Below are 24,988 nucleotides of genomic sequence, written 5' to 3' on the forward strand. Positions count from 1 at the left end.
GCGGAGGAGTACTCATGAGCGAGGCCGAACGTCAGACCGTCAACGCCTGGGATGTGCTCAAGCCCAACGCGGGCCAGTTCGAACGGCTGGGTGCTGTGGTTCGGGGCATCGCCATGCTCGTGCGGTCCCGTTTCAACGATCGGCTGACCATTGCCACCCTGGTCGAGGCGCATGCCCGGCGGCGTCCTGCGCATCCGGCGCTGGTCTTCGACGGCCAGGTCTGGACCTATCGCCAGTTCAACGCCCAGGCCGACCGGCTGGCCGCGACGCTGGCCGGCGCCGGCATCACACACGGCGATGTCGTGGCGTTGCTGATGGACAACCGGGCCGAGACGCTGATCCTGGTCGCCGCGCTCGCCAAGCTCGGGGCGCCGGCGGCCATGTGTAACACCAAGCAACGCGGCGAGGTGCTGGCCCACAGCCTGGGGACGGTCGAGCCCAAGGCACTGATTGTGGGGGACGAGTTGACCGAGGCCTTCGAGGAGATCGCGCAGACGCCGGTTGTCGCCGGTCTGGCGCGGATCTGGCGCATGCCGGCGGGCGAGGGGAAGGCGCCGGCAAGCGCGTATCCGGATCTGAGCGCGGAAGCTGCGGCGCGGCCCGAAACCGATGGCCTGCCCGGCGGTCGGCAGATCGTCTCGAGCGATACCTGTTTCTATATCTTCACTTCGGGCACCACCGGTATGCCCAAGGCCTCACGCATGAGCCATCGGCGCTGGCTGCGCGGCGGCGCCGGCCTGGGCCTGCTCGGGCTCCGGCTGGGGGCGGACGACCGGTTCTATTGCCCGTTGCCGCTCTATCACAACAACGCATTGACCGTGTCGTGGGCCTCGGTGCTGTGTGCCGGTGCCACGTTCTGTCTGGCACCCCGGTTTTCGGTTTCCGATTTCTGGGCAGACATCCGTCGGCACGAGGCCACCGTCTTTTCGTATATCGGCGAGCTTTGTCGCTACCTGTTGAGTGCCGAGCCGGCGGCCGGCGATCGCGACCACCGGGTGCGGGCGGTCATCGGCAACGGGCTGCGCCCGGATATCTGGGACGATTTCAAATCGCGTTTCGGTATCGCGCGCATCTGCGAATTCTACGGCGCGAGCGAGGGCAACCTGGTCTTCGTCAACGGCTTCAACGTGGAACGGACGGCCGGTTTCTGTCCGTTGCCCTATGCGGTCGTCGACTACGACCCGGAGACCGAGAAACCGGTCACTGACGAGGCCGGTCGCATGCGCGAAGTGCCGCGCGGGTCGGTCGGGCTGTTGTTGAACAAGGTCACGGATTTCGCGCCGTTCGAGGGCTATACCGATCCCGAAGCCGGCAAGGCCAAGCTTTATCACGGCGTGTTCAAGGATGGTGACTGCTATTTCGACACCGGCGATCTCGTGCGGCGTCAGGGCATGCGGCATATCGCCTTCGCGGATCGCCTGGGGGACACGTTTCGCTGGAAGGGCGAGAATGTCGCCACCACGCAGGTCGAGAACGCGGTCAACGGGTTCTCCGGCGTATCCGAAGCCGTGGTCTACGGGGTGGCCGTGCCCGGCACGGACGGCCGGGCCGGCATGGTCGCGATCACGCCGACCGGGGATGCCGATGCATTCGACTGGACCGGTCTCGCCCGACACCTCCAGGACACGCTGCCGGCCTACGCCGTGCCGGTATTTGCGCGGATCAAGCCGGAGCAGGAGATGACCGGCACCCTGAAGTACCGCAAGGTCGATCTCAAGGAAGACGGCTACGACCCGGCCAGCGGCGATATCGTGTACATGCGCGCCGATTCGGGCCGGGATTACACCCCGATCGACGAGGCCACGCGTGCCCGCCTGAACGCCGGCGAACTCACACTCTGACGCCGGCCATTCGGCCGGCTCGATATCGCAGCCGGCCCCGGTGCGATATCGAGTCGGCAGCGGCCCTCAGGCGGAGTTCTCGTCCAGCGGCGGCGCGCTGCCGTCGGTCGCCTCGTAGTGCTGGGCGCCGAAGATCATCGCCCGGAACAGGATCTTGGCCTCGCGTGCCATCTCGGCGGCGGACAGACCGGTCTGCTCGGTGAGCCATTCGGCGACCAGTTCGTTGAACATGCCCACCAGCGCCACTGCCGGCAGGCGATAGTCGCGCTGCGGCAGCGTACCGGCGTCGGCCATCAGCTCGGCATAGCGCCGAATGATCTCGGCCAGGGCATGCGTGGTCTCGCGCCTTTTCTTTTCCATCGCCTCGGATACGCCCACGGCCTCGATGCATACGATGCGCCCGCGCCGGGGGTCGTCCAGCAGAAAGAAGACGCTCGACTCGATCGTGTCGGCCACGCGCTGGGTGAGCGTTTCCCGCCCGCTGGTCAGCGAATTGCGGATGATGGATTCCATTTCCGCGACGAGTGCGTCATAGACCGCGTGCAGGATCGACTCGCGGCCCCCGAACTGCTCGTAGAAATGGCGTGTGGAGACCTTGGCCTGGCTACAGACGGCCTCGATCGGTGTCGCGGCGTAGCCACGCTCGCCGAAAAGAGCGGTGCCCGCGGATATGAGTCTTTGATGTCGCTGCTTTCGAAGCTCTTCCGCGGAGAGTCCGCGGTATCCGCGGCGGCGACTGCGAGAGGTGGTGTTCCCACCGGTATGTCGAGAGGAGTCGGACACTATCGGGTTCCTGCTTGACGGCTATCGATGCCTTGGTATTATCTGAAAACCAATCTTTTTGAAAAGGGGCGTTTCGCAATCGGCCGACCACTGGAGGCGACCGAGCGCCGCGCCTGCCGCGTTTCTAAGAGGTCATCATGTTCGGACTGATTACTGCGTTGATACTCATCGCGTTGTACTGGACGTTGCTGTATCGCGGTGTGTCGCGGGTCGTGTTCACGGCCGTCACGGCCGCGGTCATCGCCGCCCTCTGGGGCGTGGGCGTGCTCGGGCCGATCGGTGTGACGCTCGTCGGAGTGCTGTTCGCGATTCCGGCTGTACTGTTCAATCTCGTGCCCCTGCGCCGTGCTCTGGTCAGTAAGCGCCTGTACACGCTCTTTCGCAAGATTCTTCCCGAGATGGGCGCGACCGAAAAGGAAGCCATCGACGCCGGCGAGGTCTGGTGGGAAGGCGAAATGTTCCGCGGTCGGCCGGATTGGCAACAGTTGCTGGACTTCAAGCTCACCGAGCTGACCACCGCCGAGCAATCCTTTCTCGACAACGAGACCGAGACGCTCTGCGCGATGATCGACGACTGGCAGGTCAACTTCGAACTGAAGGATCTGCCCGAGGATGTCTGGCAATACATCCGCGACAATCGCTTTTTCGCGATGCTGATTCCGCAGGACAAGGGCGGGCTCGGCTTCTCCGCCTATGCCCAGTCCTGTGTGGTCGCCAAGATCGCCACGCGCTCACTCACCGCGGCGGTCACGGTCATGGTGCCGAACTCGCTCGGCCCGGGCGAGTTGCTGGTCCACTATGGTACCGAGTCCCAGCAGAACACATGGCTGCCGGGGCTGGCCAGCGGCCGGGAGATTCCCTGTTTCGCCCTGACCGGCGTGGAAGTCGGCTCCGATGCCACCCAGATGCCGGACCGCGGCATCGTGTGCAAGCGCACGATCGACGGCGAGGACGTGCTCGGCATCAGCCTGACCTTCAACAAGCGCTACATCACGCTGGCACCCGTGGCCACGGTCATGGGCCTGGCGTTCAAGCTCAAGGACCCGGACGGCCTGCTGGGGGATCCCGACAAGGTCGAGTACGGCATCACGGCCGCGTTGCTGCCGACCGATACGCCCGGCGTGCACATCGGGCGCCGCCATTATCCCGGTGCGGTGTTCATGAACGGGCCGATCCACGGCGAGGACGTGTTCGTGCCGCTCGATGCGATCATCGGCGGGCCCGAACAGGCCGGCAAGGGCTGGCGCATGCTCGTCGAATGCCTGTCGGCCGGCCGTGGCATCTCGCTGCCGGCGTTGTCCACGGCGACCGGCAAGGGCATGTACGGCATCACCTCGGCCTATGCACGTATCCGACGCCAGTTCGGTACCGAGATCGGCAACTTCGAGGGTGTGCGTGAAGGCCTCGGGGTGATCGGCGGCTATGCCTACATCCTGGAGAATGTGCGTAATCTGACCGCTTCGGGCGTGGATCATTGCACCCCGAGCGTGGTGACGGCGATGATCAAGTACCACGCCACCGAGATGATGCGCACGGTGATCAACCACGCCATGGATATCCACTCCGGGCGCGGCATCATCATGGGACCGCGCAATTATCTGGCTGCGGCCTACCAGGCCCTGCCGGTGGCGATCACGGTCGAGGGTGCGAACATCATGACGCGCTCGTTGATGATCTTCGGGCAAGGGGCGATCCGGTGCCATCCCTATGTGCTCAAGGAGATGGAGGCCGCGCACAGCGACGACTTCAAGCAGGGGCTGCGCGATTTCGACAAGCTGTTGTTCGCTCACATCGGGTTTTCCATCAACCGCATGGTGCGGGCATTCACGCTCGGTATCACCGGGGCGCGCCTGGCCCGGGCGCCGGTCGAGGGCGAAATGGCCGACTACTATCGTCACCTCGAGCGTTTCTCGGCCGCGCTGGCGTTTTCCGCCGACCTGGCGATGGGCAGTCTCGGTGGCGCGCTGAAACTCAAGGAGTCGACCTCGGCACGGCTGGGCGATGTGTTGTCGCATCTGTACATGGCCTCGGCCACGCTCAAGGCCTGCGAAGACAACGAAGCCAGTGAACAGGACACGGTGCATGCGACCTGGGCACTGGAATATCACCTGCATGAGATCGAAGCAGCCTTCCACGATTTCATCCGCAACTATCCGATCGCTCGGCTGCGGCCGTTGCTGTCGATCGTGGCGCTGCCGACCGGCCGTCGCTTCGCCGGGCCGACCGACGAAATCAACGCGCGGCTGTGCGATCAGATGGCCTCGATGTCACTGGATTCGCCCTTCGGCAAGCGCATGAGCTACGACATCTTCGTGGGTCGCGGTGAGAACGATCCGACCGGCCGACTGATGGCGGCCTTCGACAAGCTGCAGGACGTCGATCCGTATTACGGTGATTTCCTGCGCGGTGTGAAGAAGGGCGAGATCGTGGGCGAGACGATCGCCGAACAGCTGGCCGATGCCGTGACCAGGGGGCGGCTCGACGAGGCCCAGGCCGAGGCTATCCGCGAGTACGATCGACTGCGTTACGACGTGCTGCTCACCGACGATTTCTCCAAGGAATATCTGATGAACCCGAACTCCGAGGCGGCCCGACGCGCCGAGGACAAAGAAGCCGACACCCTGCGCAAGGTCTCCTGAGACATGGACTGGGGCTTGCCCGGTACACGCCGGATTCGTCTGCCCGACGCGGGGCCGGCGCCCTGGGTGCACGTCGATCGGGACATGGAGGTCGCGCCGTGGCGCACGGGGCTGTCCGGCGAGCGCATCGAGGCCATCTGGTCCGCCGTCGAGGCGTTCTACGGCACGCGTGTGCATCCGGCGCTGACGTTCTGTCTGCGCTATCGGGGGCGCGTCGTGCTGAATCGCTCGATCGGTTATGCACGCGGGCTGGCCCCGGAGCGTCCGCCGGCCGAGGATGCCCGACCGGCACTGCCGGATACGCCGGTCTGTCTGTTCTCGGCATCCAAGGCCATCATCGCGTTGCTGACGCACAAGCTGGCCGAGGAGGGCGGTGTATCGCTCGATGCCCCGGTGGCCCGCTATCTGCCGGCCTTTGCCGCCGAGGGCAAATCGGCGATCACGCTGGCCGATGTGTTGTCGCATCGCGGCGGATTCCCGCAGTTCCCGATTGCCGGCCAGGGGCCGGAAATCCTGGCCGACTGGGACGGCTGCATCGAGCGAATCTGTGCGGCTCCGGCGAGCGGCCGGCACGGGCGGCCGGTGTATCACGCCATGACCGGCGGTTTCGTGCTGGGCGAAGTCATCCGGCGCGTGACCGGCGCGCCGCTGACCGATTATCTGAACAGTCGCCTGCGCCGCCCGCTCGGCATGCGTTACTTCACCTATGGGCTCGACGGGCGCTCGCGCGGCCGGGTGGCCGTCAACCACGTGGCGGGCATGCCGGTCCGTTGGCCGATCTCGGCCTGGGCCCGTGCCGCCCTCGGCGTCTCGTTCGACGACGTGGTGGATATCTCCAATCGCGACATGTTCATGGACGCGGTCATCCCCTCGGGCAACCTTTACGCCACCGCCGAGGAGCTGTCCCGCTTCTACCAGCTGCTGCTCGACGATGGTTGCTACGAGGGACAGCGCCTGTTCGCGCCGGCCACCGTGGCCCGGGCTCGACGCGCGGTCGGTCATGCCTGGCCCGACCCCATGCTCAAGGTGCCGCTTCGTTACAGCGAAGGCCTGATGCTCGGTACCACGCCGATCGGTCTGTACGGACCGATGTCGGGCGAAAGCTACGGTCATCTCGGTTTCATGAATATTCTCGGCTGGGCCGATCCGTCCCGCGATATCGCCTGTGGTCTGCTGACCACGGGCAAGGCCGTGCTCGGCGGGCATTTGCTGGCGCTGTCGAAGTTGCTCGCGACGATCAACCGACACTGTGGCGCGGCCGGTTGAGCCCATGAACGAGCGCCCATCATCTGCCGAATCGACCGGGCCGGGCACACTGGCCACCGCCGGCCTCTGGCTGCGGGGCGGCATCGGCGTGGCGGCGGATGTCTATCGTGGCACCGTGGATATCGTGGCCGGCGTACACGACGCGGTCAGCGAGACCGGCGCCGCGTGGAATCCGACGGTCGCGATCGCTCGCCCGGTGCGGGGCCTGGTTTATCGCCAGGTGCGCGACATCGGTGCCTTGAGTTTTGCGATTGCCCGGACGGGCGTGGGTCTCACCCGTGCCGTGGCGCCGTGGCCGGCCCGGCCGGGCCCGCACGATGTCTCGCTCGGTTTCCAGAGCGCGCTCAACGGCGCCTGTGGCGATTATCTGGCGGCCAGCGGCAACGAGCTGGCATTGACCATGACCTGCCACGACGCATCGCATGATGCGCTGCCGACGGGCGACCGGCCGGCTCTGGCCGCGCGGCTCGCCTCGGCGCGGCCCCGGCTCGTCCTGCTGATTCATGGGCTGGGCATGAATGACCGCCAGTGGCGACGCGGTCAGGAGCCGGATATCGGTGATCGGCTGGCCGTCGATCGGAATGCCACGACGCTGCGCCTGCGCTACAACACCGGCCGGGCGATCGCCGATAACGGCCGCGAACTGGCCGTGCAGCTCGAAGCTCTCCTGGCGGCCTGGCCCGGCCGGCTCGATGACATCGTGCTCGTGGGCCACAGCATGGGTGGCCTGGTCGCGCATCACGCGTTCGCTCAGGCGACAGCGTCTGGCCTGCGCTGGCCACAGCGCTGTCATGCCTTCGTGTGTCTCGGCTCGCCGCATCGGGGCGCACCGCTGGCGCGACTGGCCCATGCGACCACCGGTGCCCTGGGTTGGACACCCTATACACGCCCGTTCGCGGCGATCGGGCAGGCCCGCAGCGCCGGTATTCAGGATCTGCGCGGCGGTGGCGTGCCGGCTGATGCGCGTATCGAGGCGCATCGGCCGGCTTATCTGTTGCTCGCGGCTACCCTTGGTCAGCGGCGCGGTGATGTCCGTGATCGCTGTTTTGGTGACCTGCTGGTCGGCATCGACAGCGCGACCGACCGTCGCCATGCCGGCGCGGCGCCGGATATCACCGCGCGCGTGTTCGCGCGACGCCACCACTTTGACCTGCTCGGCGACGAGGCGGTCTACGACGTGCTTCGGCAATGGCTGGACGACCGCCCGGCCACGTCGGCCGGCCGCCGTGCACGGACCAAGTGAGCCATCGGGCCGGCGATTCAGGCAGCGGTCGGCGTGATTCGGCAGCATCAGGGCGTTATCGATTTTTGGATCGGCAGAGGAATCCGGGGGTATCGTCAAACGATCGGCCGTTGTATTACGCGGTTGCGCCACGTCGGTGCGTGTTATTGACCCGGCCTAAAAATAGATGATTTTTCGGGGTGATAACGCGCGTGTGCGACAGCACGCGCGCCACGGCCAACGGCCGTGAAGCCATTGAAGATAAAAAGACGGACGAGTGCCGGCGTTTCTTTCAATGGCGTTGAAAACAGCTGAGGTCGTCAGCTGTTTTGGTGCCGGATTAATGACAGGCCCTAACACCGACGTGGTCGCCGGCCGGCCCCGGATGCCGATCCGTTGACAATATGCCCTAAAAACGAGGAGTTATCGATGAGCGATTATCTGGTCAATGCGGCCTCGAAGCCGGCCATGCGCAAGGTCATGCAATCGGTGGGTATCCCCACGCCGACCGAGCTGGCACGCGCCGACGGCACGTACCAGCAGGCGTTTCTGGAAGGCCAGCGCGTGCTGGTCGGTCACGGGGCGCATGCCACCGCCCGCGAAGCGGTTGGTGCTGCGCTGGCAACGACCGGGGCCGCACTCGTCGGCGCCGAGGCCGGAGCCGGCGACGACAAGCTAACGTTCGATGCCATGGTCTTCGATGCGACCGGCATGACCTCGGCATCCGACCTCAAGGCGTTGTACGACTTCTTCCATCCGGTCGCGCGGCGCCTGAATCGCAATGCCCGGGTCGTGGTGCTCGCGAGCCAGCCGGAAACGCAGGAAACGCTTGCGGCGGCCGCGGCCGCACGGGCGGTCGAAGGGTTCACGCGCTCGTTCGCCAAGGAAATCGGCAAGTTCGGCTCGACCGTCAATCTGATCTACGTCGCCTCGGGGGCCGAGAGCCGCGTGGCCGGGCCGCTGCGGTTCTTTCTGTCCGACTACAGCACGTTCGTCGATGGCCAGGCGATCACCGTGACGGCCAAAGGCAAGATGCCGGCCGAGCTGCCGCTGACCCAGCCGCTGTCTGGCAAGACAGCCCTGGTGACCGGCGGCGCACGGGGCATCGGGGCCGCGACGGCCGAACGGCTGGCTGCCGAAGGTGCGCACGTCGTGTGTCTGGATATCCCGCAGGACGAGGAGACACTGATCGAAACCGTTGGCGGATTCGGCGGCACGGCGTTGCCGCTGGACATCACCGACACCGATGCGCCGCGTCGCATCGCCGACTTTCTGAACGAGAAATTCGGCGGCGTGGATATCGTCGTCCACAACGCCGGTGTGACGCGCGACAAGACGCTGGCCAACATGCCCGAGCACTACTGGAACATGGTGCTGGCGATCAATCTGGAGGCCATTCTGGCCGTCGATGCGGTACTGACCGACGAGCAGGTCATCAACTCCGATGGGCGCGTGATCTGTCTGTGCTCGATCGGCGGTATCGCCGGCAACCGCGGTCAGACCAACTACGGGGCGACCAAGGCCGGGTTGATCGGTTTCGTCGAGCGACGCGCGACGATGGCAGCAGACCGCGGCGTGACCTTCAACGCCGTGGCGCCAGGCTTCATCGAGACGCGCATGACGGCAGAGATGCCGTTCGGTGTTCGCGAGGGTGGGCGGCGTCTGTCATCGCTTGGTCAGGGCGGCACACCGCGCGATGTCGCCGAGGCGATCACGTTTCTGGCGACCCCGGCGGCCGGCGGCATCTCCGGCAACGTGCTGCGTGTCTGTGGCCAGAGCCTGATCGGCGCCTGAGCGGCCTCGTCACTCGTCACGGGGGCGTTGCAGCGGCGCCCATGAAAAAGCCGGCCATCGCTTGCGGATGGCCGGCTTTTTTGATCTCGGCGCGTGCTGCGCAGGCGCCGGTGGCGACACCGCCCGGCGGGGCGATGTCGCATCCTGCATCGATCAGGCCGCGAGATCGACGTTATGCACGTCGAAGCGGTCCAGCATCATGACCTTGTTCCAGGCCTTGATGAAGTCGCGGACCATCTTCTCGTGGCCGTCGTCCGAGGCATAGACCTCGGAGATCTGGCGCAGCTGGCTGTTGGCGCCGAAGACCAGATCACAGCGCGTTGCAGTGAACGCCTGCTGATCGTTGTCACGACGACGCAGCTCGAAGTGCAGCCCGTCGTCGTCGGCCTTGTGCCAGTAGTAGTCCATCGTCGTCAGGTTCGTGAAGAAGTCGTTGCTCAACACGCCCGGCCGATCGGTGAACACGCCGTCCTTGGAGCCGCCGGCGTTGATGTCCAGCACTCGCAGGCCGCCGGTCAGCACGGTCCATTCCGGCGCGGTCAGGCCCAGCAGTCCAGCCCGGTCGAGGAAGACCTGTTCCGGGGAGACGTTGTAGCGAACCGAGTCGTCGCGATAGTTGCGGAAACCGTCGGCCATCGGACGCAGCCACTCGAAGCTCTGGACGTCGGTCTGCTCGTCGGTGGCATCGGTCCGGCCCGGCGTGAACGGCACCTGGGTGTCGATGCCGGCATCCTTGGCGGCCTTTTCCACCGCCGCACAGCCACCCAGCACGATCAGATCGGCCAGCGAGACCTTCTTGCCGCCCGATTGTGCGCCGTCGAAGTCCGACTTGATGCCTTCCAGCGTCTCGACGACGTGGGTGACTTCGTTCGGGTTGTTGACCGCCCAGTCCTTCATCGGCGCCAGTCGAATGCGGGCACCGTCGGCGCCGCCGCGCTTGTCCGAGATGCGGTGCGAGGCAGCCGAACCCCAGGCCACACCGACGAGCTCGGAGACGCTCAGGCCGGATTCCAGGATCTTGGTCTTGAGCTCGGCGACATCGCTGTCGTCGATGAGCTCATAGTCGCGCTCCGGCACCGGATCCTGCCAGATGAGGTTTTCTGCCGGGACTTCCGGGCCGAGATAGCGGTTCTTCGGCCCCATGTCGCGATGGGTCAGCTTGAACCAGGCACGCGCGAAGGCATCGGCGAAATAATCGAAGTCATTCAGGAACTTCTGACAGATCTCGCGATAAGACGGGTCTTCCTTCAGCGCGATGTCCGAGGTCATCATCATCAACGGATGATTGACATCCGGACGATGCGCGTCCGGCGTCTTCGGCGCGTTTTCATCGGCCGGCTTCCACTGCGTGGCGCCGGACGGGGCATGCGTCTGGACCCAGTCGTACTTGAACAGGTTCTCGAGATACGAGTTGTCCCACTGCGTCGGGTTCGGCGTCCAGGAGCCCTCGATGCCGTTGGTCATCGTGTACTCGGCAAAGCCGGTACCGGCGGCGTTCATCCAGCCGAGACCCTGGGCCTGCATCGGGGCGGCTTCCGGGGCCGGGCCGACGTTTTCCGGCTTGACCGCGCCATGGGACTTGCCGAAGGCGTGGCCACCGGCGATCAGCGCCACGGTCTCTTCGTCGTTCATGGCCATGCGGCCGAACGTCATGCGGATCTCGCGGGCCGAGTCGATCGGCACGTTGTTGGCGGCCGGGCCTTCCGGGTTGACGTAGATCAGCCCGTACTCCGAGTTGCCCATCGGGTTTTCGAGATCGTAGTGCTCGTCGTACGGCTCGCCTTCCCAGCGATCACGGCCGAGCATTTCGGTCTCCGGGCCCCAGTAGGTCGCCCGATCCGGTTCCCAGGCGTCGATGCGCCCGCCGCCGAAACCGAAGGTCTTGAAGCCCATGATCTCGAGCGAGCAGTTGCCCGTGAGAATCATCAGGTCGCCCCAGGACAGCGACTTGCCGTATTTCTTCTTGATCGGCCAGAGCAGGCGACGCGACTTGTCGATGTTGCCGTTGTCTTCCCACGAGTTGATCGGGGCGAAACGCTGCATCGACTGCGCGGCACCGCCGCGACCGTCGGCGATGCGGTACGTCCCGGCGGAATGCCAGGCCATACGAATCATCTGCGGGCCATAGTTGCCGTAGTCCGACGGCCACCAGTCCTGCGAGGAACGCAGCAGCGCCTTGATATCGGCCTTGATCTCTTCGAGATCCAGCTTGTTGAAGGCGGCGGCGTAGTCGAAGTCGGGATCCAGCGGATCGGCTTCGGGCGGATCCTGGTGCAGGGTCTCGACTTTCAGGCGGTTCGGCCACCACAGTTCGTCGGCATTCGGGCCGGTGCCGTTCGCGCCGCCAATGCGATCACCACCGAACGGGCACTTGCCTTCCAGTTTCACTTCTTCGCTCATAACAAATCCTGCCAAATCAGAGATTTCAGTCAGAAATGGACAACGTGCAGAACATGCCCGGATCGGACACGACCATCGGCCATCCGTTCATGGCACATCCGCCCTGTCGTCATCCGGCGTCGCGCTGGCCTGGAGCGGCTGGCACGACGGGCAGATGCCCCAGAACACGATTTCGGCTTCATCAATATGAAAGCCCTGATCGTGCGTGGGGTGAAGACAGGGGGCGTGGCCGGTGTGGCATTCCGCGTCGAAGACATCACCACAGCAACGACACACCAGATGATGGTGGTTGTCGCCGGCCCGACGCTCGAAACGCGCCGGATGGCCCGCCGGTCGAATCTGCCGGATGAGATGGGCACTCGCACAGGCCGAAAGCACGTCGTAGATCGCCTGGCGCGATACCGAGCCGAGCATGGGACGCACGCCTTCGTGCACCTGTTCTGCCGTGGCATGCGGATTGTCATCCAGCCAGTCCAGAACGGCGCGTCGCGGGCGGGTGACACGGAGCCCAGCGGCCCGGAGTTCTTCTGTCGTCTTGGGTTTCATTGCAAAGCGATGGTGGTTCATTTTCTGGACCAGGTCAAGAAAGCAGCCGCTCGCCTGCCGGCACGGCCTGGCGTGCGTTCGGAGGCTCAAGCGCGTGGCGCATCGAGCCACGTGGTGATCCGGGGCCAGATCTCGCGCCGGGCGTCGTGGGAGACGACGACACCGGCGTGATCGTAATCCCGGGCAAGTCCGGAGTGGCGCGCGGCATGGATGAAGGTGAGCTCGCGACTGCGCATATGAGCGACAAACCGCCGACAGCCAGGCGTCGGATCGACCCGGTCGGCGGCGCCGCTGATCGCCAGGACCGGCACTGTGATCCGGCTCAGCGACTGTTTCAGTATCGGTGCGCGTCGGCCGGTCTCGACCCAGGTGCAGGCGTCGTGCACGGCCGCCGCCGGCTCGTCGACCGGGCCGAGGCCGACCAGGCGTGCCGGCAGACGCCCGGCCAGGGCGGTGATCGCGCGGGTCAGCAGATTGCCCGGCCAGTCGAGCAGCCGCTTGCCGCATTCGAACTGGCTGGCGATGAGCACAAGTCCGGCGACCGCGTCTTCCGGGAGTACCTCGGCCACGGCCCGGGCAGCGAGCACACCGCCGAAGGAATGGCCGATCCAGGTCGCCGCGCGTGCCTGCTCGGCGAGGATCCGCGCGGCAAGTGCCGGCACGTCGTGATACAGATGCTCGTCAAGGCCGCAGCGGACACGGCTGCGGGGACTGTCGGACAGGCCCCGCCGTTGCAGGATATAGACCGGATGACCGGCGGTGGCCAGATAGGCGGCCAGACCGATGCCCTTGTCCGACAGCCAGAAACGGCGGTCGGTGAACATGCCGTGCAGCAGGGCCACCGGTGCCCGATGGGGAGCGGCACCGGCCAGATAGGTCAGCCGACACACGCCGCCATCGACGGCCGTCAGTCGGACGGCCGGCGCGGCCGCGGTCATCGGTTCAGATGCCGCCGCCGCGCAATACGCGCCAGCTGATGATGATGAGGCAGAGGATGACCGCGGCTGTCAGCACGCGCCGCAGCTGGAGAAACAGCCAGCCCTGCCAGCCACTGCGATAGCCGTGTTCGTCGACCAGCCAGCCCAGGATGAGCGCGCCGAGCAAAAGGAACAGCGACCAGGGACTGTTCATCAACAGGCCGGCCCAGGCCACGAGCGGCGGGACGATGGCCAGCACCATGTCCTGGGGCGGCGCGGCGTTGCGCGCAAGCATGCGGCCCCACTGAATGCCGCCGACGAAACCGACGATGACCCCCAGATAAGCCAGCAGCCACGTCAATGCACGCGAGGCGAAGAAAGGCCCGTGCGAGTAGGCGTAATAGATACCGAGCACGAACGGCAGGACCGCCAGCGCCCCGAGGGCGAAGGCCATGTGCCAGGGCGCGACCGTCAGGCCGAGGAAATGCTTCTGCGATGACTTGGGTTGTTCCATGGGAAACGGCTCAGGCTGCGGGCTGGTCTGCGAAGTGTGCCGACAGGGCGCGGACCAACGGTTTCATGAAAAAGTTCGTTTCCGGCACCAGATCGGCTTCGATGCCATAGCTTGCCAGTGTATCGACAATCAGCGGGCCGACGGCTGCAACACACAGCCGCTTGAGCCCGTCGGTCAGTGCCGGGGCGCAATCGCGTTGGCGTGCGACCTTGAACAGTCGCTTGACCTGCGGCGAACTCGTGAACGCCACGGCATCGAGTCGGTCGCCGACGATGGCATCGATGAAGCCGGCAACATCGTCGTCCTCGGCCTCGTCGGCATAGACATAGGGCGCGACCGGCAGGGCCTGTCCGCCGGCTTCGGCGACGGCATCCATGAGCGGAGTGTTCGGTTCGGTGCCGTAGCGCTGAATGCCCACACGTCGGCCGCTCAGATCCTGGCCGGCCAGGGCTGCGATCACGCCGGCGGTCGTGGGCTCGGTGGCCGGCAGATCGCTCCCGATGCCGCGGGGGCGCAGCTCGCGCACCGGCTTGGGCCCGCGCGTGATCGTGCGGGCGGCGCGCTGACGCTGCCAGAAGGCGTCTTGCGTCGCGGGGTCGATGCGAGCAACGAAATCGCCGAGGCGGCGCACGCCTTCGCCGGTCAGCCAGATCATGTCGTCGAGACCGTGGGCGAGCACATCGTCAACCCAGGCCCGGATCGGCGTCGGGTCCGGGGCATCACGAATATCGACCAGCGGGCAGCGTGTCACACGCGCGCCGCGGCGTGCGAGCATGTCGGCGAACAGATCGAGCTGGCGTGACTCGGGCACCCCGATGCGTCGTCCGGTCAGGGGATCGATCTCGCTCATGTCAGCGGGCCTGGCAGCCAAGTGTGGTTTTTCCAGTCTAGGGTCTGTTGATGTTTCGTTCGAGCGCCTTTTCGTCGAGAGGCCGCCGTGTGTCCGGCAAGGCGCGAGTCGCCGTATCGTGGCGTGCCACGATCAAGGCTCGCAACGCCGCCGGGCGCCCATCGTCGATTTTCATGGGCGGCCCAACCCTTCGGGACAAGTGCCCCAAAAACAAAAACACGACGGCAATCCAGCGTTCTAGCCCGCTGGCGCAGCATGACACGCTATGCGTGCTATGCCTCGTCTTGCCGCAGAACAGCGCTTGGCGCGGACTCGCACGAAACCTCAACAGGCCCTAGACCCTAGGGGTTGTCGTGGTTTCTTGCGCGGCCGGCGCCGCGCGACGGTCGTCGACGGCAGGTCCGCTACAGGCCGAGGCCCTCCCGGGCGCGGTAATACCAGGAGCCGAGCACCGACAGCGGCACCCGCAGCAGTCGGCCGCCCGGAAACGGATGATTGCGCAGCGCGGCGAAGGCATCGAAACGCGCCGGACTGCCATCGATGGCCTCGGCGACGATGACACCGGCCAGATGGGTGGTGGTCACGCCGTGGCCCGAATAGCCGTGGGTGAAATACACGTTGTCTGCCAGGCGGCCCAGATGAGGAATCCGGGTGAGCGTCAGGGCGAAATTGCCCGACCAGGCATAGTCGATGCGTACATTGGCCAGCTCGCCGAACGTGCGCGCCAGATGCGGGCGGAGCCTGGCCTGGATATCGGCCGGTGTGGTGCCCCCGTAGACCGTACCGCCGCCGAACAGCAACCGATGGTCGGCGCTCATGCGGTAGTAGTCCAGCATGTAGTTGCAGTCCTCAACGCAGGTGCCGGCCGGCATGAGGCGGGCGGCTGTCTCGGCGCCGAGCGGTTCGGTGGCCATCACCTGCGTGGCCACGGGCATCACGCGATCCCGCAGCGCCGGGACGGCATTGCCGAGATAGGCATTGCCGCAGAGCACCAGCGTGTCGGCCCGGATGGTGGCGCGCTCGGTGTGCACGCTTGCCACCGGCCCGTGTTCGATGGAAACGACCGGACTCTGCTCATGAATCGTGCCGCCCAGGGCCTCGATGGCCGCGGCCTCGCCGAGGGCCAGATTCAGTGGATGGACGTGGCCGCCACGCCGGTCCAGCAGCCCACCGACATAACGATCGGTGGCGGCATGCGCGCGAATCGTGTGTTCATCGAGTATCTCGAGCGCGTCATGGCCGTGGGCCTGCCAGCTCGTCACGCGCTCGACCAGCGCGTCGAGCTGGCGTCGGTTCAGGGCTGCGAAGACGCCGCCGTCGCGCAGATGGCAGTCGATGCCGTATCGATGCACGCGATCGCGGATGATGTCGGCCCCCTCGAAGGCCATCGCGCCCAGCGCGGCGGCTGCCGTCCGGCCGTATCGGGCCGCCACGACATCGAGATCGCGCGAGTAGCCGTTGACGAGCTGGCCGCCGTTGCGCCCCGACGCGCCCCAGCCGACATGCGAGGCCTCGACCACGCACACGTCGTAACCGCGTTCGGCCAGGGCCAGCGCGGTGGACAGGCCGGAAAAGCCGGCGCCGACCACACAGATCTGATGTCGTCGATGGCCTTCGGCCGGCGGCCGGGCCGGCGCCGGATGCGCGCTGGCGGCGTAGTACGAGGGCGCGTGGGGCCAGGCGCGGGGCAACGAGGACTGTTTCATGGACAGGGATGACTCGACGGGCGCGCTCAGACCGAGCGCAGATAGGCATCGTGTTCGGCCGCCGGCACGATCCGGCGTAGCCGCTCGCGTTCCTGGCGCTTTGCCGCCACGTACCAGTCGCGAAACGTCGAGCCGAAATAGGCGGCCACGAACGGCGAGCCTTCGAACGCATCGATCGCGCTGCCCCAGGCATCCGGCAGCGTGGCATCCGTTCGGCTGTAGGCATCGCCCCGGGTTTCCGGCGGCGGGCTCAGCCCCTCGCGCATGCCGTGATCCATGCCGGCCAGAATCGCGGCGATCACCAGATGAACATTGGCATCGGCCCCGGCCACGCGATGCTCGATCCGGGTCGCCGCCGGCTCGGCCAGCGGCAGGCGGATCGCTGTCGTGCGATTGTCGATGCCCCAGGACGGGGCCATCGGTGCATGGCTGCCGGGCAAAAACCGACGATAGGAATTGTTGTGTGGGGCGAAGATCGCGGTGGCATCGACCATGGTCTCGAGTAGCCCGGCCACGCACTGCATCAGACGCGAGTCACTGCCCGGGTCGGCGGCGAAGATATGGGTGCCGTCTTCGTCGATCAGGCTGACATGGACATGCATGCCGTTGCCGGCCGAGTCACCGAAGGGCTTGGCCATGAAGCTCGCGGTCAACTCATGACGACGCGCGACCGCCTTGATGGTGCGCTTGAGCATCAGGGCCTGATCGGCGGCCAGCAGCGCGTCGTCGACGTGTTCGAGGTTGATTTCGTACTGGGCCTCACCCTGTTCCGAAATCAGTGTGTCCACCGGCAGGCCCTGGGCGGCACAGGCGGCCTCGATCTCGCCGAGCAGGTCATCGAGTCCGTCGAGCTCCTCAAGGCCGAACAACTGGGAACGACGCCCGGGGGCGGTCGCGCGATGTGCCGGTACAGGCCGACCGGCCGGGTCGGGTTCGAATTCGAACAGCCGGAACTCGAGTTCAGTGGCCACCACGGCCCGCAGACCGCGCTCGGCCAGACGCGCGATCACGGCGGCCAGCACCGCCCGCGGGTCGCCGGCGAAACGGCTGCCGTCGTCGTCGATCATCTCGAGCAGGAGCTGGGCCGCCGGCCGACGCGACCAGGGCATCGGCCGCAGGCTCTGTGGCACCGGGCGACAGAGCCGGTCGGCGTCGCCGGTTTCGAGCACGAGCCCGGTCGCCTCGACCTCCTGACCCCAGATATCCAGCAAGGGCGTGGAGGCCGGCAGATTGAGGCCCTTCGTATAGAGCCGGTCGATCATGCCGGCCGGGAGCCGCTTGCCACGCAGCAGGCCATTAATATCCACGAGACAGGCTTCGATGAATGCCAGATCCGGCCAGCTGTCCAGCAGGGCGCGAACATCGGCGGGCAGATCGGCGTGCGGCATGAAGACACGGTCGCGGCAGGATGTGATCACGAAATTAGCAACGGCCCGTCACCCCCGCAAGCTGCCGTCAGGGCGGCGTAGGCGGGCCACGTACGACGAGGGCACGTCGTCAAGAGCAGGCCAGGCGACGACCATCCGGCGTTATCACGCGCTGACGTGGCGGGCCCACGCCAGGCTCACCATGCCTTGTCTTGCCGCCGCTTGGCCGCGGGCGAGACGACGACGATCATGCCGCTGATGGAATCGGTGTGGCTGCAGTTCTCGCCGTTCCTGCGGCGGGCCATCGGCCACATCGGGACCGGTTATGTGGTCGATCGACACGCCGAGGCCCTCGATGCGGTGGCCGCACAGGATGCCCAGGCCCTGCGCTTTGCGATCGAGGCCGACGTGGGTGAAGGACTCGGCGCGTTGCGCGAACAGGACCGGGCCCGGCTCGAGGCGCTCGACTGAGCCCCGCGAGGCCGATGGGCGGCTCAGTCGCGGCGCCGGGCGGCACGGAACCGGGCCGCGGCGTCGCCGAAGGCTGCGAACATCGCCATCGAGACCGGATGCGCGGCGTAGCGCCATTCCGGATGCCACTGCACGCCGAAAACGAACGTGGCGTGCGCGTGCCGGGCGGCTTCGACCAGCCCGTCGGGCGCATGGGCTTCGGCGATCAGTGGCTCGCCGAGCCGATCGATGCCCTGGCCGTGGAGCGAATTGACACGGATGGTCGTTGCCTCGGCCCAGCCGGCGAGCCAGCCGTCGGCCGCCAGATCGAGGTCGTGCACATCGGCATAGCGTGTCTCTCGCGGTGCGTCCGGTGCATCGCGATGATCGGCCAGTCCGGGCACTTCATGGACCGCGCCATGCAGGGTGCCGCCGCAGGCGACGTTGAGCTCCTGGAAGCCGCGGCACACCGCCAGTATCGGCATGTCGCGCGCGAGCGCGGCGCCGATCAGCGCCAGCGTGTTGTCGTCGCGCTGTGCGTCGGCCGCTCCGCGCTGGGCATCGCGGCTGTGATAACGCCATGGCGCCATGTTCGAGGCACTGCCGGTGAGAAACAGACCGTCCATGTCCGCGAGCAGGTCGGCGGCGCTGATCATCTCGCGCAGGTCGGCCAGCTCGGCGCCCGGCGCCCGTGCTGGCAGGATCAGTGGCACGCCCTTTGCTGCGTGCGCGACGGCCGCGAGATATTTCTCGCCGACGACATGACTGGGGTCGGTCCCGATCGGCTTGCAGTCGGCCGGCACGCCGATTCGGGGGCGCTGTGCGGGCATGCGAGACTCCTTTGTCATAAATTGTGATCACGAATGGCCCGTGCCCGGCGAGACGCGCGCATCCAACGCAGCGCCGGCATCCATCACCGCAGCACGACCGGTCGCGAGGGCCGGACAAGGATTCTTATGCATATCGGCGTACCGAAGGAAATCAAAGCACACGAATACCGCGTCGGGCTGACCCCGGACAGCGTGCGTGAACTGATGACGCGCGGCCACACCGTGACCGTCGAGACCGGCGCCGGCGACGGCATCGGCTGCGATGACGAGGCCTATCGCAACGCCGGTGCGACGATCGTCGACGGCGCCGAGGCCGTGTTCGGTGGTGCCGAGATGATCGTCAAGGTCAAGGAACCGCAGGCTACCGAGCGCAAGCGACTCTCGGCCGGGCAGATTCTGTTCACCTATCTGCATCTGGCGCCCGATGCCGAACAGACGGCCGATCTTGTGGCCTCGGGGGCCAGCTGTGTGGCCTACGAGACGATCACCGATGCCGCCGGCGGCCTGCCGTTGCTGGCGCCCATGTCGGAAGTCGCCGGCCGGCTGGCGGCCCAGGCAGCCGCGCGCGGCCTGGAACGCGTGGTCGGCGGGCGCGGCGTGCTCATGGGCGGGGTGCCGGGCGTGTCCCCGGCGCGCGTGGTGGTCATCGGCGGCGGCGTGGTCGGCGAGAACGCCATCACCATGGCACTGGGGCTGGGTGCGGATGTGGTCGTGCTCGACAACAATCTCACCGTATTGCGCCGGCTCGCGGCTCGCTTCGGCCCCTCGCTGCGGACCGTCTATGCCACCACGGCAGCGACCGAGGCGGAGGTGCTTGCGGCCGATGCCGTGATCGGTGCGGTTCTGGTGGCCGGCGCCGAAACCCCGCAACTGGTCTCGGCCGATCAGGTGGCGGCCATGCCGCGTGGTGCAGTGCTCGTGGATGTGGCCATCGACCAGGGCGGTTGTTTCGAGACGTCGCGAGCGACCACCCACGCCGAGCCAACCTATCTGGTCGACGGCGTGGTGCATTACTGTGTGGCCAACATGCCCGGCGCCGTGCCGCGGACATCGACCTATGCGTTGAACCACGCCACGCTGCCTCACGTCGTGGCCCTGGCCGAGAAGGGGCTGGCCGGCGCGCTGGCCGATGATGACCATCTGGCCAACGGGCTCAACGTGCATGCCGGCCGCGTCACCTGCGCGCCGGTGGCCGCGCGCCACGGCTACGAATACATCACGCCCGACGACGCGCTCGCAGGCTGAGCCGGCCATTCGAGCACGCCGGGCCGACGTAGCCGGGCGTGATCGTCAATCGACCTGCGGGGGCGATACATCGCTTTAATCATTCATGTGGTGAATATCGAGAATTGATTTCATTTTCTATTCGTATTCGCCGGTCCGCCCTAGAATGCTGCCCAGAGTTTTCGGAATGACTTGTTTTTAGAAAAGCGAGTTTCATTCCGGCGGCAGGATTTCACGCGAGGAGGACTATCCTGATGTCTCAATACACGGATCATGTCGATCAGATCAGCGCGCTGTGCGAGCGCCAGGGCCAGGCCTGGCGGGCGATCAACCCCGAGCATGCCGCGCGTCTGCGGGCCCAGAACCGGTTTCACACCGGGCTGGACATCGCCCGCCATACCGCCCGGATCATGCGAGAGGACATGGCCGCCTACGATGCCGATCCGGCCAACTACACCCAGAGCCTGGGGTGCTGGCACGGCTTCATCGGCCAGCAGAAGGCCATTTCCATCAAGAAGCATTTCGGCTCGTTGAAGGGACGCTATCTGTATCTGTCGGGCTGGATGGTGGCCGCGCTGCGCTCGGAATTCGGGCCGCTGCCGGATCAGTCGATGCACGAAAAGACTGCCGTGCCGATGCTGATCGAGGAGCTGTACACGTTCCTCAAGCAGGCCGATGCGTGGGAACTCAACCATCATTTCCGCGACCTGGCGCAGGCCCGCGCCGACGGTGACGAAGTCGCCGCGCGCAAGGCCCAGTCGCGGATCGATAATTTCGAGACCCACGTCATCCCGATCATCGCGGATATCGATGCCGGTTTCGGCAACGAAGAGGCGACCTATCTGCTGGCCAAGAAGATGATTGAAGCCGGGGCCTGTGCGATCCAGATCGAGAATCAGGTCTCCGACGTCAAGCAGTGCGGCCATCAGGACGGCAAGGTCACGGTCCCGCATGCCTCGTTCCTGGCCAAGATCAACGCCGTGCGCTATGCCTTTCTGGAACTGGGCGTGGATGACGGCATCATCGTCGCCCGGACCGATTCACTGGGTGCGGGCCTGACACAGGAGATCGCGGTCTCGCAGGCGCCGGGCGATCTGGGTGATCAGTACAACAGCTATCTCGACGGCGATGTCATTTCAGACCCGTCCGAGATCAATGCCAGCGATGTTGTGATCAAGCAGAACGACAAGCTGGTCAAGGTCAAGCGCCTGTCCTCCGGCCTGTATGAGTTCAAGAAGGGCACGGGCGAAGACCGTGTGGTGCTCGACTGCATCACCAGCCTGCAGAACGGCGCGGATCTGCTCTGGATCGAGACCTCGACGCCCAACGTCGCGCATATCGGCGGCATGGTGGATCGCATCCGGGCCGAAGTGCCCGACGCCAAGCTGGTTTACAACAACAGCCCGTCGTTCAACTGGACGCTGAACTTCCGTCAGCAGGTCTATGACGCCTGGCAGGCCGACGGGCGCGATGTGGCCGCCTATGATCGCGCGGATCTGATGAGTCAGGCCTACGACGACACCGAGCTGGCCGCAGTTGCCGACGAATGGACACAGAACTTCCAGCGCGACGCCGCGCAGAAGGCAGGCGTGTTCCATCACCTGATCACATTGCCGACCTATCACACGGCGGCATTGTCGACAGACCGGCTGGCACGCCATTATTTTAGTGATGAGGGCATGCTGGCCTATGTGCGTGACGTGCAGCGGGTGGAAATCCGCGACGGTATTGCCACGGTCAAGCATCAGGATATGGCCGGCTCGAACATCGGTGACGATCACAAGGAGTTCTTCTCCCGTGAAAACGCACTCAAGGCGGGCGGCTCGCACAACACCATGAACCAGTTCGGCTAGTCTGGAACACGGTGTTCGACCGCGACGACTTCGACCGTCGCGGTTTTTGACGGGGCCTTCGGGCCCCGTTTTTTTATGTCGTATCAAGTACGGCGGGCTCGTCGCGCCGGTTTGTTCCGGTTAAGGTGCGGAATACAACTAATCGGAACGCCCTAGGGGAGGCCTGCATGGCGACCGAGCCGGCCGCCGGTACGGGAGAACGTATCCGGCAACTGCGGATAGCCCAGGGGCTGTCGATCCGTGAACTCGCGCGGCGCAGCGATATCAGCCATGTGTCGATCTCCCTGATCGAGCGCGAGCGACACAGTCCGTCGGTGAGTTCGCTCAAGGCGATCCTCGATGCGCTCGGCACCACGCTCTCGGCGTTCTTTTCCGATCCGCTGCCTGACCGGAATCAGGTCGTCTATCGGGCCGATGAGCTCGTCGAGCTGGCCGACGGGTACACCGTGTCCTATCGCCAGGTCGGCCGCGATCTGACGGGGGCGGCGATGATGATCCTGCACGAGCGCTACGAGCCGGGTGCGGATACCGGCGAGGCGCCTTATCAGCACGCTGCCGAAGAAGGGGGCGTCGTGGTAGCGGGGCGGCTGGAACTGACCGTCGGCGACAAGATCAGCGTCCTCGGCCCTGGAGATGCCTATTACTTCGACAGCCGCCAGCCCCATCGCATGCGCAACCCCTTCACGCTGCCGTGCGTGGTGATCAGCGCCGTGAGCCCGCCGACGTTCTAGGCCTGTTGATGTTTCGTTCGAGCGCCTTTTCGTCGAGAGACCGCGGTGTGTCCGGCAAGGCGCGAGTTGCCGATCGTGGCGTGCCACGATCAAGGCTGGCAACGCCGCCGGGCGCCCATCGTCGATTTTTCATGGGTGGCCCAACCCTTCGGGACAAGTGCCCCCAAAATCAAAAACACGACGGCAATCCAGCGTTCCAGCACGCTGGCGCAGAATGACACGCTATGCGTGCTATGCGTGCTATGCGTGCTATGCCTCGTCTTGCCGCCCGTCATCAATTTCAGGGCGCACTTGGCGCGGACTCGCACGAAACCGCAACAGTCCCCAGCCCCGGCGGTGTTATGGCCCGTCGGGATTGTGGTTGGCCGCCAGCGTCAGACCTGGCGGCGCGCGATTGGCGGATGGCCGCGGCGCTTGCACGCAATCTCGCCAAGCCCTGCAAAAAGGCCGATCGCGTGCGAGGCGGCATGACCGCGTCACTGGATCAACTTTCTTCCGGGCTGGCGTCGGCGTCTGCTCTTCGCGTTTGGCGTGCCGGGCTGGCGGCGGCCTTGTGGCTGCGTTTCGCGGCCTCGCTCAGCGCCTGCGACGTCCATGTTGGCCGATGATTTGCCCGCGAAGACACGCCCGAATACGTTCGACCGGCGATGGGCAAATGTGTTAGGTATTATTACCAACTGTTGCCCAAGAATGGACCATGCGAGAGATTTCCGAGGCGCTGGCAGCGCGTGTGCGCTATTTGAAATCCGCGGCGGCCGCCGATCCACAGGCCGATCACGCCTTATCTGAAACCGTGGCGGCCATCATCACCGGGGTGCGCGAGCGTGGGGATGCGGCGCTTGCGGTCTATACCGAACGTTTCGATGGCCTGTCGTGCGAGGCATTCGAGGTGGATGCAAGGACGCGCCAGACGTGCGTCGAGGGGCTCGATGCCGTCACGCGGCGCGATACCGAGTTCGCGATCGCGCAGGTCCGGCGATTCGCCGAGGCTCAGCGGGCGACGCTGCAGCCGTTGGAGATCGAGACTCTGCCGGGGGTGCATCTCGGGCATCGCATCCTGCCGTTGCGGACCGTGGGGTGTTATGTGCCAGGTGGCCGCTATCCGCTGCTCTCGGCGCCGATCATGTCGCTGGTGCCGGCCGTGGTGGCCGGCTGTGAGGAGATCGTGGCCTGCCTGCCGCCGACCGCGCCTGAATCCATGGTCGGGATCTGTCATCTGGCGGGGGCGACTCGTATCTTTCGTATCGGCGGTGCCCAGGCGATCGCGGCGATGGCCTACGGTACCGAAACCATGCCGGCTGTGGACAAGATCATGGGCCCGGGCAACGCGTTCGTGAACGAGGCCAAGCGCCAGGTCTTCGGCGCGGTGGGCATCGATGCGCTGGCCGGGCCGAGCGAAATCTTCACGATCGCCGACGACACGGCCGATCCACGTGTGCTGGCCGCGGACATGCTGGCTCAGGCCGAGCACGATCCGATGGCTCGGCCCGGTCTGGCGACCCTGTCAACGACCCTGGCCGAAGCCACGATCGCTGAAGTCGAACGTCAGCTGGAAAGTTTATCTTCCGCCGAGGTGGCGGGCGCGGCCTGGCAGAACAGGGGCGAGGTCGTGGTGTGCGACGATATCGACGCGCTGGTGGCATTCACCGACGCCATGGCCACCGAGCATCTGCAGATTCAGATGCAGGACCCCGACACCATGCTTGCCCGCATCAGCCATTATGGCTCGGCGTTTCTCGGGCCGGAGTCGAGTGTGGTCTTCTCGGACAAGTGCTGTGGTACCAACCACACGCTGCCGACCGGCCAGGCCGCCCGGTATACCGGTGGATTGTGGGTCGGTGCCTATCTCAAGACGGTGACGCATCAGCGCATCACCGCGGACGGGGTTGCCCAGGTGGCGCCGTCGGCGATCCGCCAGTCACGCACGGAGCGCATGGAAGGCCATGCCCGGGCCGCGGCGATCCGTCAGTACCCCGAGGCGGTCGATACGATCCTGTCCGGCGGGCTGGCCGACATCGTGGATGACGAGCGCGGCGAGGCGTGAGCAGGCCGGCG

At 65.9% G+C, this 24,988-nt stretch carries 19 protein-coding genes; 10 read left to right on the plus strand and 9 right to left on the minus strand.

What is annotated here, in order from left to right; genetic code table 11:
* Nucleotides 1-14: 14 nt before the first annotated feature.
* Nucleotides 15-1,841 carry a long-chain-acyl-CoA synthetase gene (locus D3260_RS13510; protein ID WP_120099135.1) on the plus strand — a complete coding sequence of 609 codons (1,827 nt, stop codon included), beginning with the start codon at nucleotides 15-17 and terminating at the stop codon, nucleotides 1,839-1,841.
* Between the two features lie 66 nt (nucleotides 1,842-1,907).
* On the opposite strand, the gene D3260_RS13515 is transcribed toward D3260_RS13510, so the two are convergent.
* The gene (locus tag D3260_RS13515) at nucleotides 1,908-2,624 is read right to left on the minus strand and encodes a TetR/AcrR family transcriptional regulator (RefSeq protein ID WP_120099136.1); all 717 of its coding nucleotides are present in this window, start codon (nucleotides 2,622-2,624) and stop codon (nucleotides 1,908-1,910) included.
* A 137-nt stretch (nucleotides 2,625-2,761) separates the two neighbouring features.
* Here D3260_RS13515 and D3260_RS13520 point away from each other — a divergent pair, with 137 nt between their 5' ends.
* The 4 genes from D3260_RS13520 to D3260_RS13535 all read left to right on the plus strand — a co-directional run bounded on the left by D3260_RS13520 (nucleotide 2,762) and on the right by D3260_RS13535 (nucleotide 9,545).
* Nucleotides 2,762-5,263: an acyl-CoA dehydrogenase gene (locus D3260_RS13520; RefSeq protein ID WP_120099137.1), complete on the plus strand. Its 2,502-nt coding sequence runs from the start codon at nucleotides 2,762-2,764 to the stop codon at nucleotides 5,261-5,263.
* 3 nt (nucleotides 5,264-5,266) lie between these two features.
* Entirely contained in the window at nucleotides 5,267-6,529 is a 1,263-nt protein-coding gene (locus tag D3260_RS13525; protein ID WP_120099138.1) for a serine hydrolase, read from the plus strand.
* A gap of 4 nt (nucleotides 6,530-6,533) precedes the next feature.
* The gene (locus D3260_RS13530) at nucleotides 6,534-7,772 is read left to right on the plus strand and encodes an alpha/beta fold hydrolase (RefSeq protein ID WP_120099139.1); all 1,239 of its coding nucleotides are present in this window, start codon (nucleotides 6,534-6,536) and stop codon (nucleotides 7,770-7,772) included.
* A 408-nt stretch (nucleotides 7,773-8,180) separates the two neighbouring features.
* Nucleotides 8,181-9,545 (plus strand): 3-oxoacyl-ACP reductase, encoded by a 1,365-nt coding sequence (locus tag D3260_RS13535; RefSeq protein ID WP_120099140.1) that lies wholly within the window; start codon nucleotides 8,181-8,183, stop codon nucleotides 9,543-9,545.
* Nucleotides 9,546-9,698: 153 nt separating this feature from the next.
* On the opposite strand, the gene katG is transcribed toward D3260_RS13535, so the two are convergent.
* The 7 genes from katG to D3260_RS13570 form a co-directional block, all read right to left on the minus strand.
* A complete protein-coding gene (gene katG, locus D3260_RS13540; protein ID WP_120099141.1) occupies nucleotides 9,699-11,945 on the minus strand; it encodes a catalase/peroxidase HPI in 2,247 nt (748 codons plus the stop codon).
* Between the two features lie 87 nt (nucleotides 11,946-12,032).
* Nucleotides 12,033-12,491 carry a Fur family transcriptional regulator gene (locus tag D3260_RS13545; RefSeq protein ID WP_120099142.1) on the minus strand — a complete coding sequence of 153 codons (459 nt, stop codon included), beginning with the start codon at nucleotides 12,489-12,491 and terminating at the stop codon, nucleotides 12,033-12,035.
* A gap of 86 nt (nucleotides 12,492-12,577) precedes the next feature.
* The gene (locus D3260_RS13550; protein WP_120099143.1) at nucleotides 12,578-13,429 is read right to left on the minus strand and encodes an alpha/beta fold hydrolase; all 852 of its coding nucleotides are present in this window, start codon (nucleotides 13,427-13,429) and stop codon (nucleotides 12,578-12,580) included.
* Nucleotides 13,430-13,433: 4 nt separating this feature from the next.
* On the minus strand, nucleotides 13,434-13,922 hold the full coding sequence (locus D3260_RS13555) for a DUF3429 domain-containing protein (RefSeq protein ID WP_233544080.1): 489 nt from the start codon (nucleotides 13,920-13,922) through the stop codon (nucleotides 13,434-13,436).
* A gap of 10 nt (nucleotides 13,923-13,932) precedes the next feature.
* The gene (locus D3260_RS13560; protein WP_120099144.1) at nucleotides 13,933-14,772 is read right to left on the minus strand and encodes a uroporphyrinogen-III synthase; all 840 of its coding nucleotides are present in this window, start codon (nucleotides 14,770-14,772) and stop codon (nucleotides 13,933-13,935) included.
* Nucleotides 14,773-15,176: 404 nt separating this feature from the next.
* Nucleotides 15,177-16,478, minus strand: a complete 1,302-nt coding sequence (locus D3260_RS13565) for an FAD-binding oxidoreductase (protein ID WP_120099145.1) — start codon at nucleotides 16,476-16,478, stop codon at nucleotides 15,177-15,179.
* A 26-nt stretch (nucleotides 16,479-16,504) separates the two neighbouring features.
* Entirely contained in the window at nucleotides 16,505-17,896 is a 1,392-nt protein-coding gene (locus D3260_RS13570) for a glutamine synthetase family protein (RefSeq protein WP_147418200.1), read from the minus strand.
* 198 nt (nucleotides 17,897-18,094) lie between these two features.
* On the opposite strand from D3260_RS13570, the gene D3260_RS13575 reads away from it, so the two are divergent.
* On the plus strand, nucleotides 18,095-18,316 hold the full coding sequence (locus tag D3260_RS13575) for a hypothetical protein (RefSeq protein ID WP_147418201.1): 222 nt from the start codon (nucleotides 18,095-18,097) through the stop codon (nucleotides 18,314-18,316).
* A gap of 23 nt (nucleotides 18,317-18,339) precedes the next feature.
* Here D3260_RS13575 and D3260_RS13580 read toward each other — a convergent pair whose 3' ends face one another.
* Nucleotides 18,340-19,125, minus strand: coding sequence for a gamma-glutamyl-gamma-aminobutyrate hydrolase family protein (locus D3260_RS13580; RefSeq protein WP_120099148.1), 786 nt, complete (start codon nucleotides 19,123-19,125; stop codon nucleotides 18,340-18,342).
* Nucleotides 19,126-19,251: 126 nt separating this feature from the next.
* Here D3260_RS13580 and ald point away from each other — a divergent pair, with 126 nt between their 5' ends.
* The 4 genes from ald to hisD all read left to right on the plus strand — a co-directional run bounded on the left by ald (nucleotide 19,252) and on the right by hisD (nucleotide 24,977).
* Nucleotides 19,252-20,370: an alanine dehydrogenase gene (gene ald, locus D3260_RS13585; RefSeq protein ID WP_120099149.1), complete on the plus strand. Its 1,119-nt coding sequence runs from the start codon at nucleotides 19,252-19,254 to the stop codon at nucleotides 20,368-20,370.
* Between the two features lie 233 nt (nucleotides 20,371-20,603).
* Complete coding sequence (locus D3260_RS13590; RefSeq protein ID WP_120099150.1) at nucleotides 20,604-22,202, plus strand: isocitrate lyase; 1,599 nt, start codon at nucleotides 20,604-20,606, stop codon at nucleotides 22,200-22,202.
* 167 nt (nucleotides 22,203-22,369) lie between these two features.
* Nucleotides 22,370-22,933 carry a cupin domain-containing protein gene (locus D3260_RS13595; protein ID WP_120099151.1) on the plus strand — a complete coding sequence of 188 codons (564 nt, stop codon included), beginning with the start codon at nucleotides 22,370-22,372 and terminating at the stop codon, nucleotides 22,931-22,933.
* Between the two features lie 697 nt (nucleotides 22,934-23,630).
* Nucleotides 23,631-24,977: a histidinol dehydrogenase gene (gene hisD / locus D3260_RS13605; protein WP_120099153.1), complete on the plus strand. Its 1,347-nt coding sequence runs from the start codon at nucleotides 23,631-23,633 to the stop codon at nucleotides 24,975-24,977.
* The last annotated feature ends 11 nt before the right edge of the window (nucleotides 24,978-24,988 follow it).

It is taken from the genome of Salinisphaera sp. Q1T1-3, from assembly GCF_003602005.1.
Lineage (GTDB): Bacteria > Pseudomonadota > Gammaproteobacteria > Nevskiales > Salinisphaeraceae > Salinisphaera.

Excerpts from the sequence above, each read along its gene's own strand:
- D3260_RS13530 (WP_120099139.1), top strand. The coding sequence starts at position 6,534 with ATGAACGAGCGCCCATCATCTGCCGAATCGACCGGGCCGGGCACACTG.
- D3260_RS13595 (WP_120099151.1), top strand. The coding sequence starts at position 22,370 with ATGGCGACCGAGCCGGCCGCCGGTACGGGAGAACGTATCCGGCAACTG.
- D3260_RS13580 (WP_120099148.1), bottom strand. The coding sequence starts at position 19,125 with ATGCCCGCACAGCGCCCCCGAATCGGCGTGCCGGCCGACTGCAAGCCG.
- D3260_RS13535 (WP_120099140.1), top strand. The coding sequence starts at position 8,181 with ATGAGCGATTATCTGGTCAATGCGGCCTCGAAGCCGGCCATGCGCAAG.
- ald (WP_120099149.1), top strand. The coding sequence starts at position 19,252 with ATGCATATCGGCGTACCGAAGGAAATCAAAGCACACGAATACCGCGTC.
- D3260_RS13525 (WP_120099138.1), top strand. The coding sequence starts at position 5,267 with ATGGACTGGGGCTTGCCCGGTACACGCCGGATTCGTCTGCCCGACGCG.
- D3260_RS13520 (WP_120099137.1), top strand. The coding sequence starts at position 2,762 with ATGTTCGGACTGATTACTGCGTTGATACTCATCGCGTTGTACTGGACG.
- D3260_RS13550 (WP_120099143.1), bottom strand. The coding sequence starts at position 13,429 with ATGACCGCGGCCGCGCCGGCCGTCCGACTGACGGCCGTCGATGGCGGC.
- D3260_RS13510 (WP_120099135.1), top strand. The coding sequence starts at position 15 with ATGAGCGAGGCCGAACGTCAGACCGTCAACGCCTGGGATGTGCTCAAG.
- D3260_RS13545 (WP_120099142.1), bottom strand. The coding sequence starts at position 12,491 with ATGAAACCCAAGACGACAGAAGAACTCCGGGCCGCTGGGCTCCGTGTC.
- D3260_RS13590 (WP_120099150.1), top strand. The coding sequence starts at position 20,604 with ATGTCTCAATACACGGATCATGTCGATCAGATCAGCGCGCTGTGCGAG.
- D3260_RS13560 (WP_120099144.1), bottom strand. The coding sequence starts at position 14,772 with ATGAGCGAGATCGATCCCCTGACCGGACGACGCATCGGGGTGCCCGAG.
- D3260_RS13575 (WP_147418201.1), top strand. The coding sequence starts at position 18,095 with ATGCCGCTGATGGAATCGGTGTGGCTGCAGTTCTCGCCGTTCCTGCGG.
- D3260_RS13555 (WP_233544080.1), bottom strand. The coding sequence starts at position 13,922 with ATGGAACAACCCAAGTCATCGCAGAAGCATTTCCTCGGCCTGACGGTC.
- katG (WP_120099141.1), bottom strand. The coding sequence starts at position 11,945 with ATGAGCGAAGAAGTGAAACTGGAAGGCAAGTGCCCGTTCGGTGGTGAT.
- hisD (WP_120099153.1), top strand. The coding sequence starts at position 23,631 with ATGCGAGAGATTTCCGAGGCGCTGGCAGCGCGTGTGCGCTATTTGAAA.
- D3260_RS13565 (WP_120099145.1), bottom strand. The coding sequence starts at position 16,478 with ATGAAACAGTCCTCGTTGCCCCGCGCCTGGCCCCACGCGCCCTCGTAC.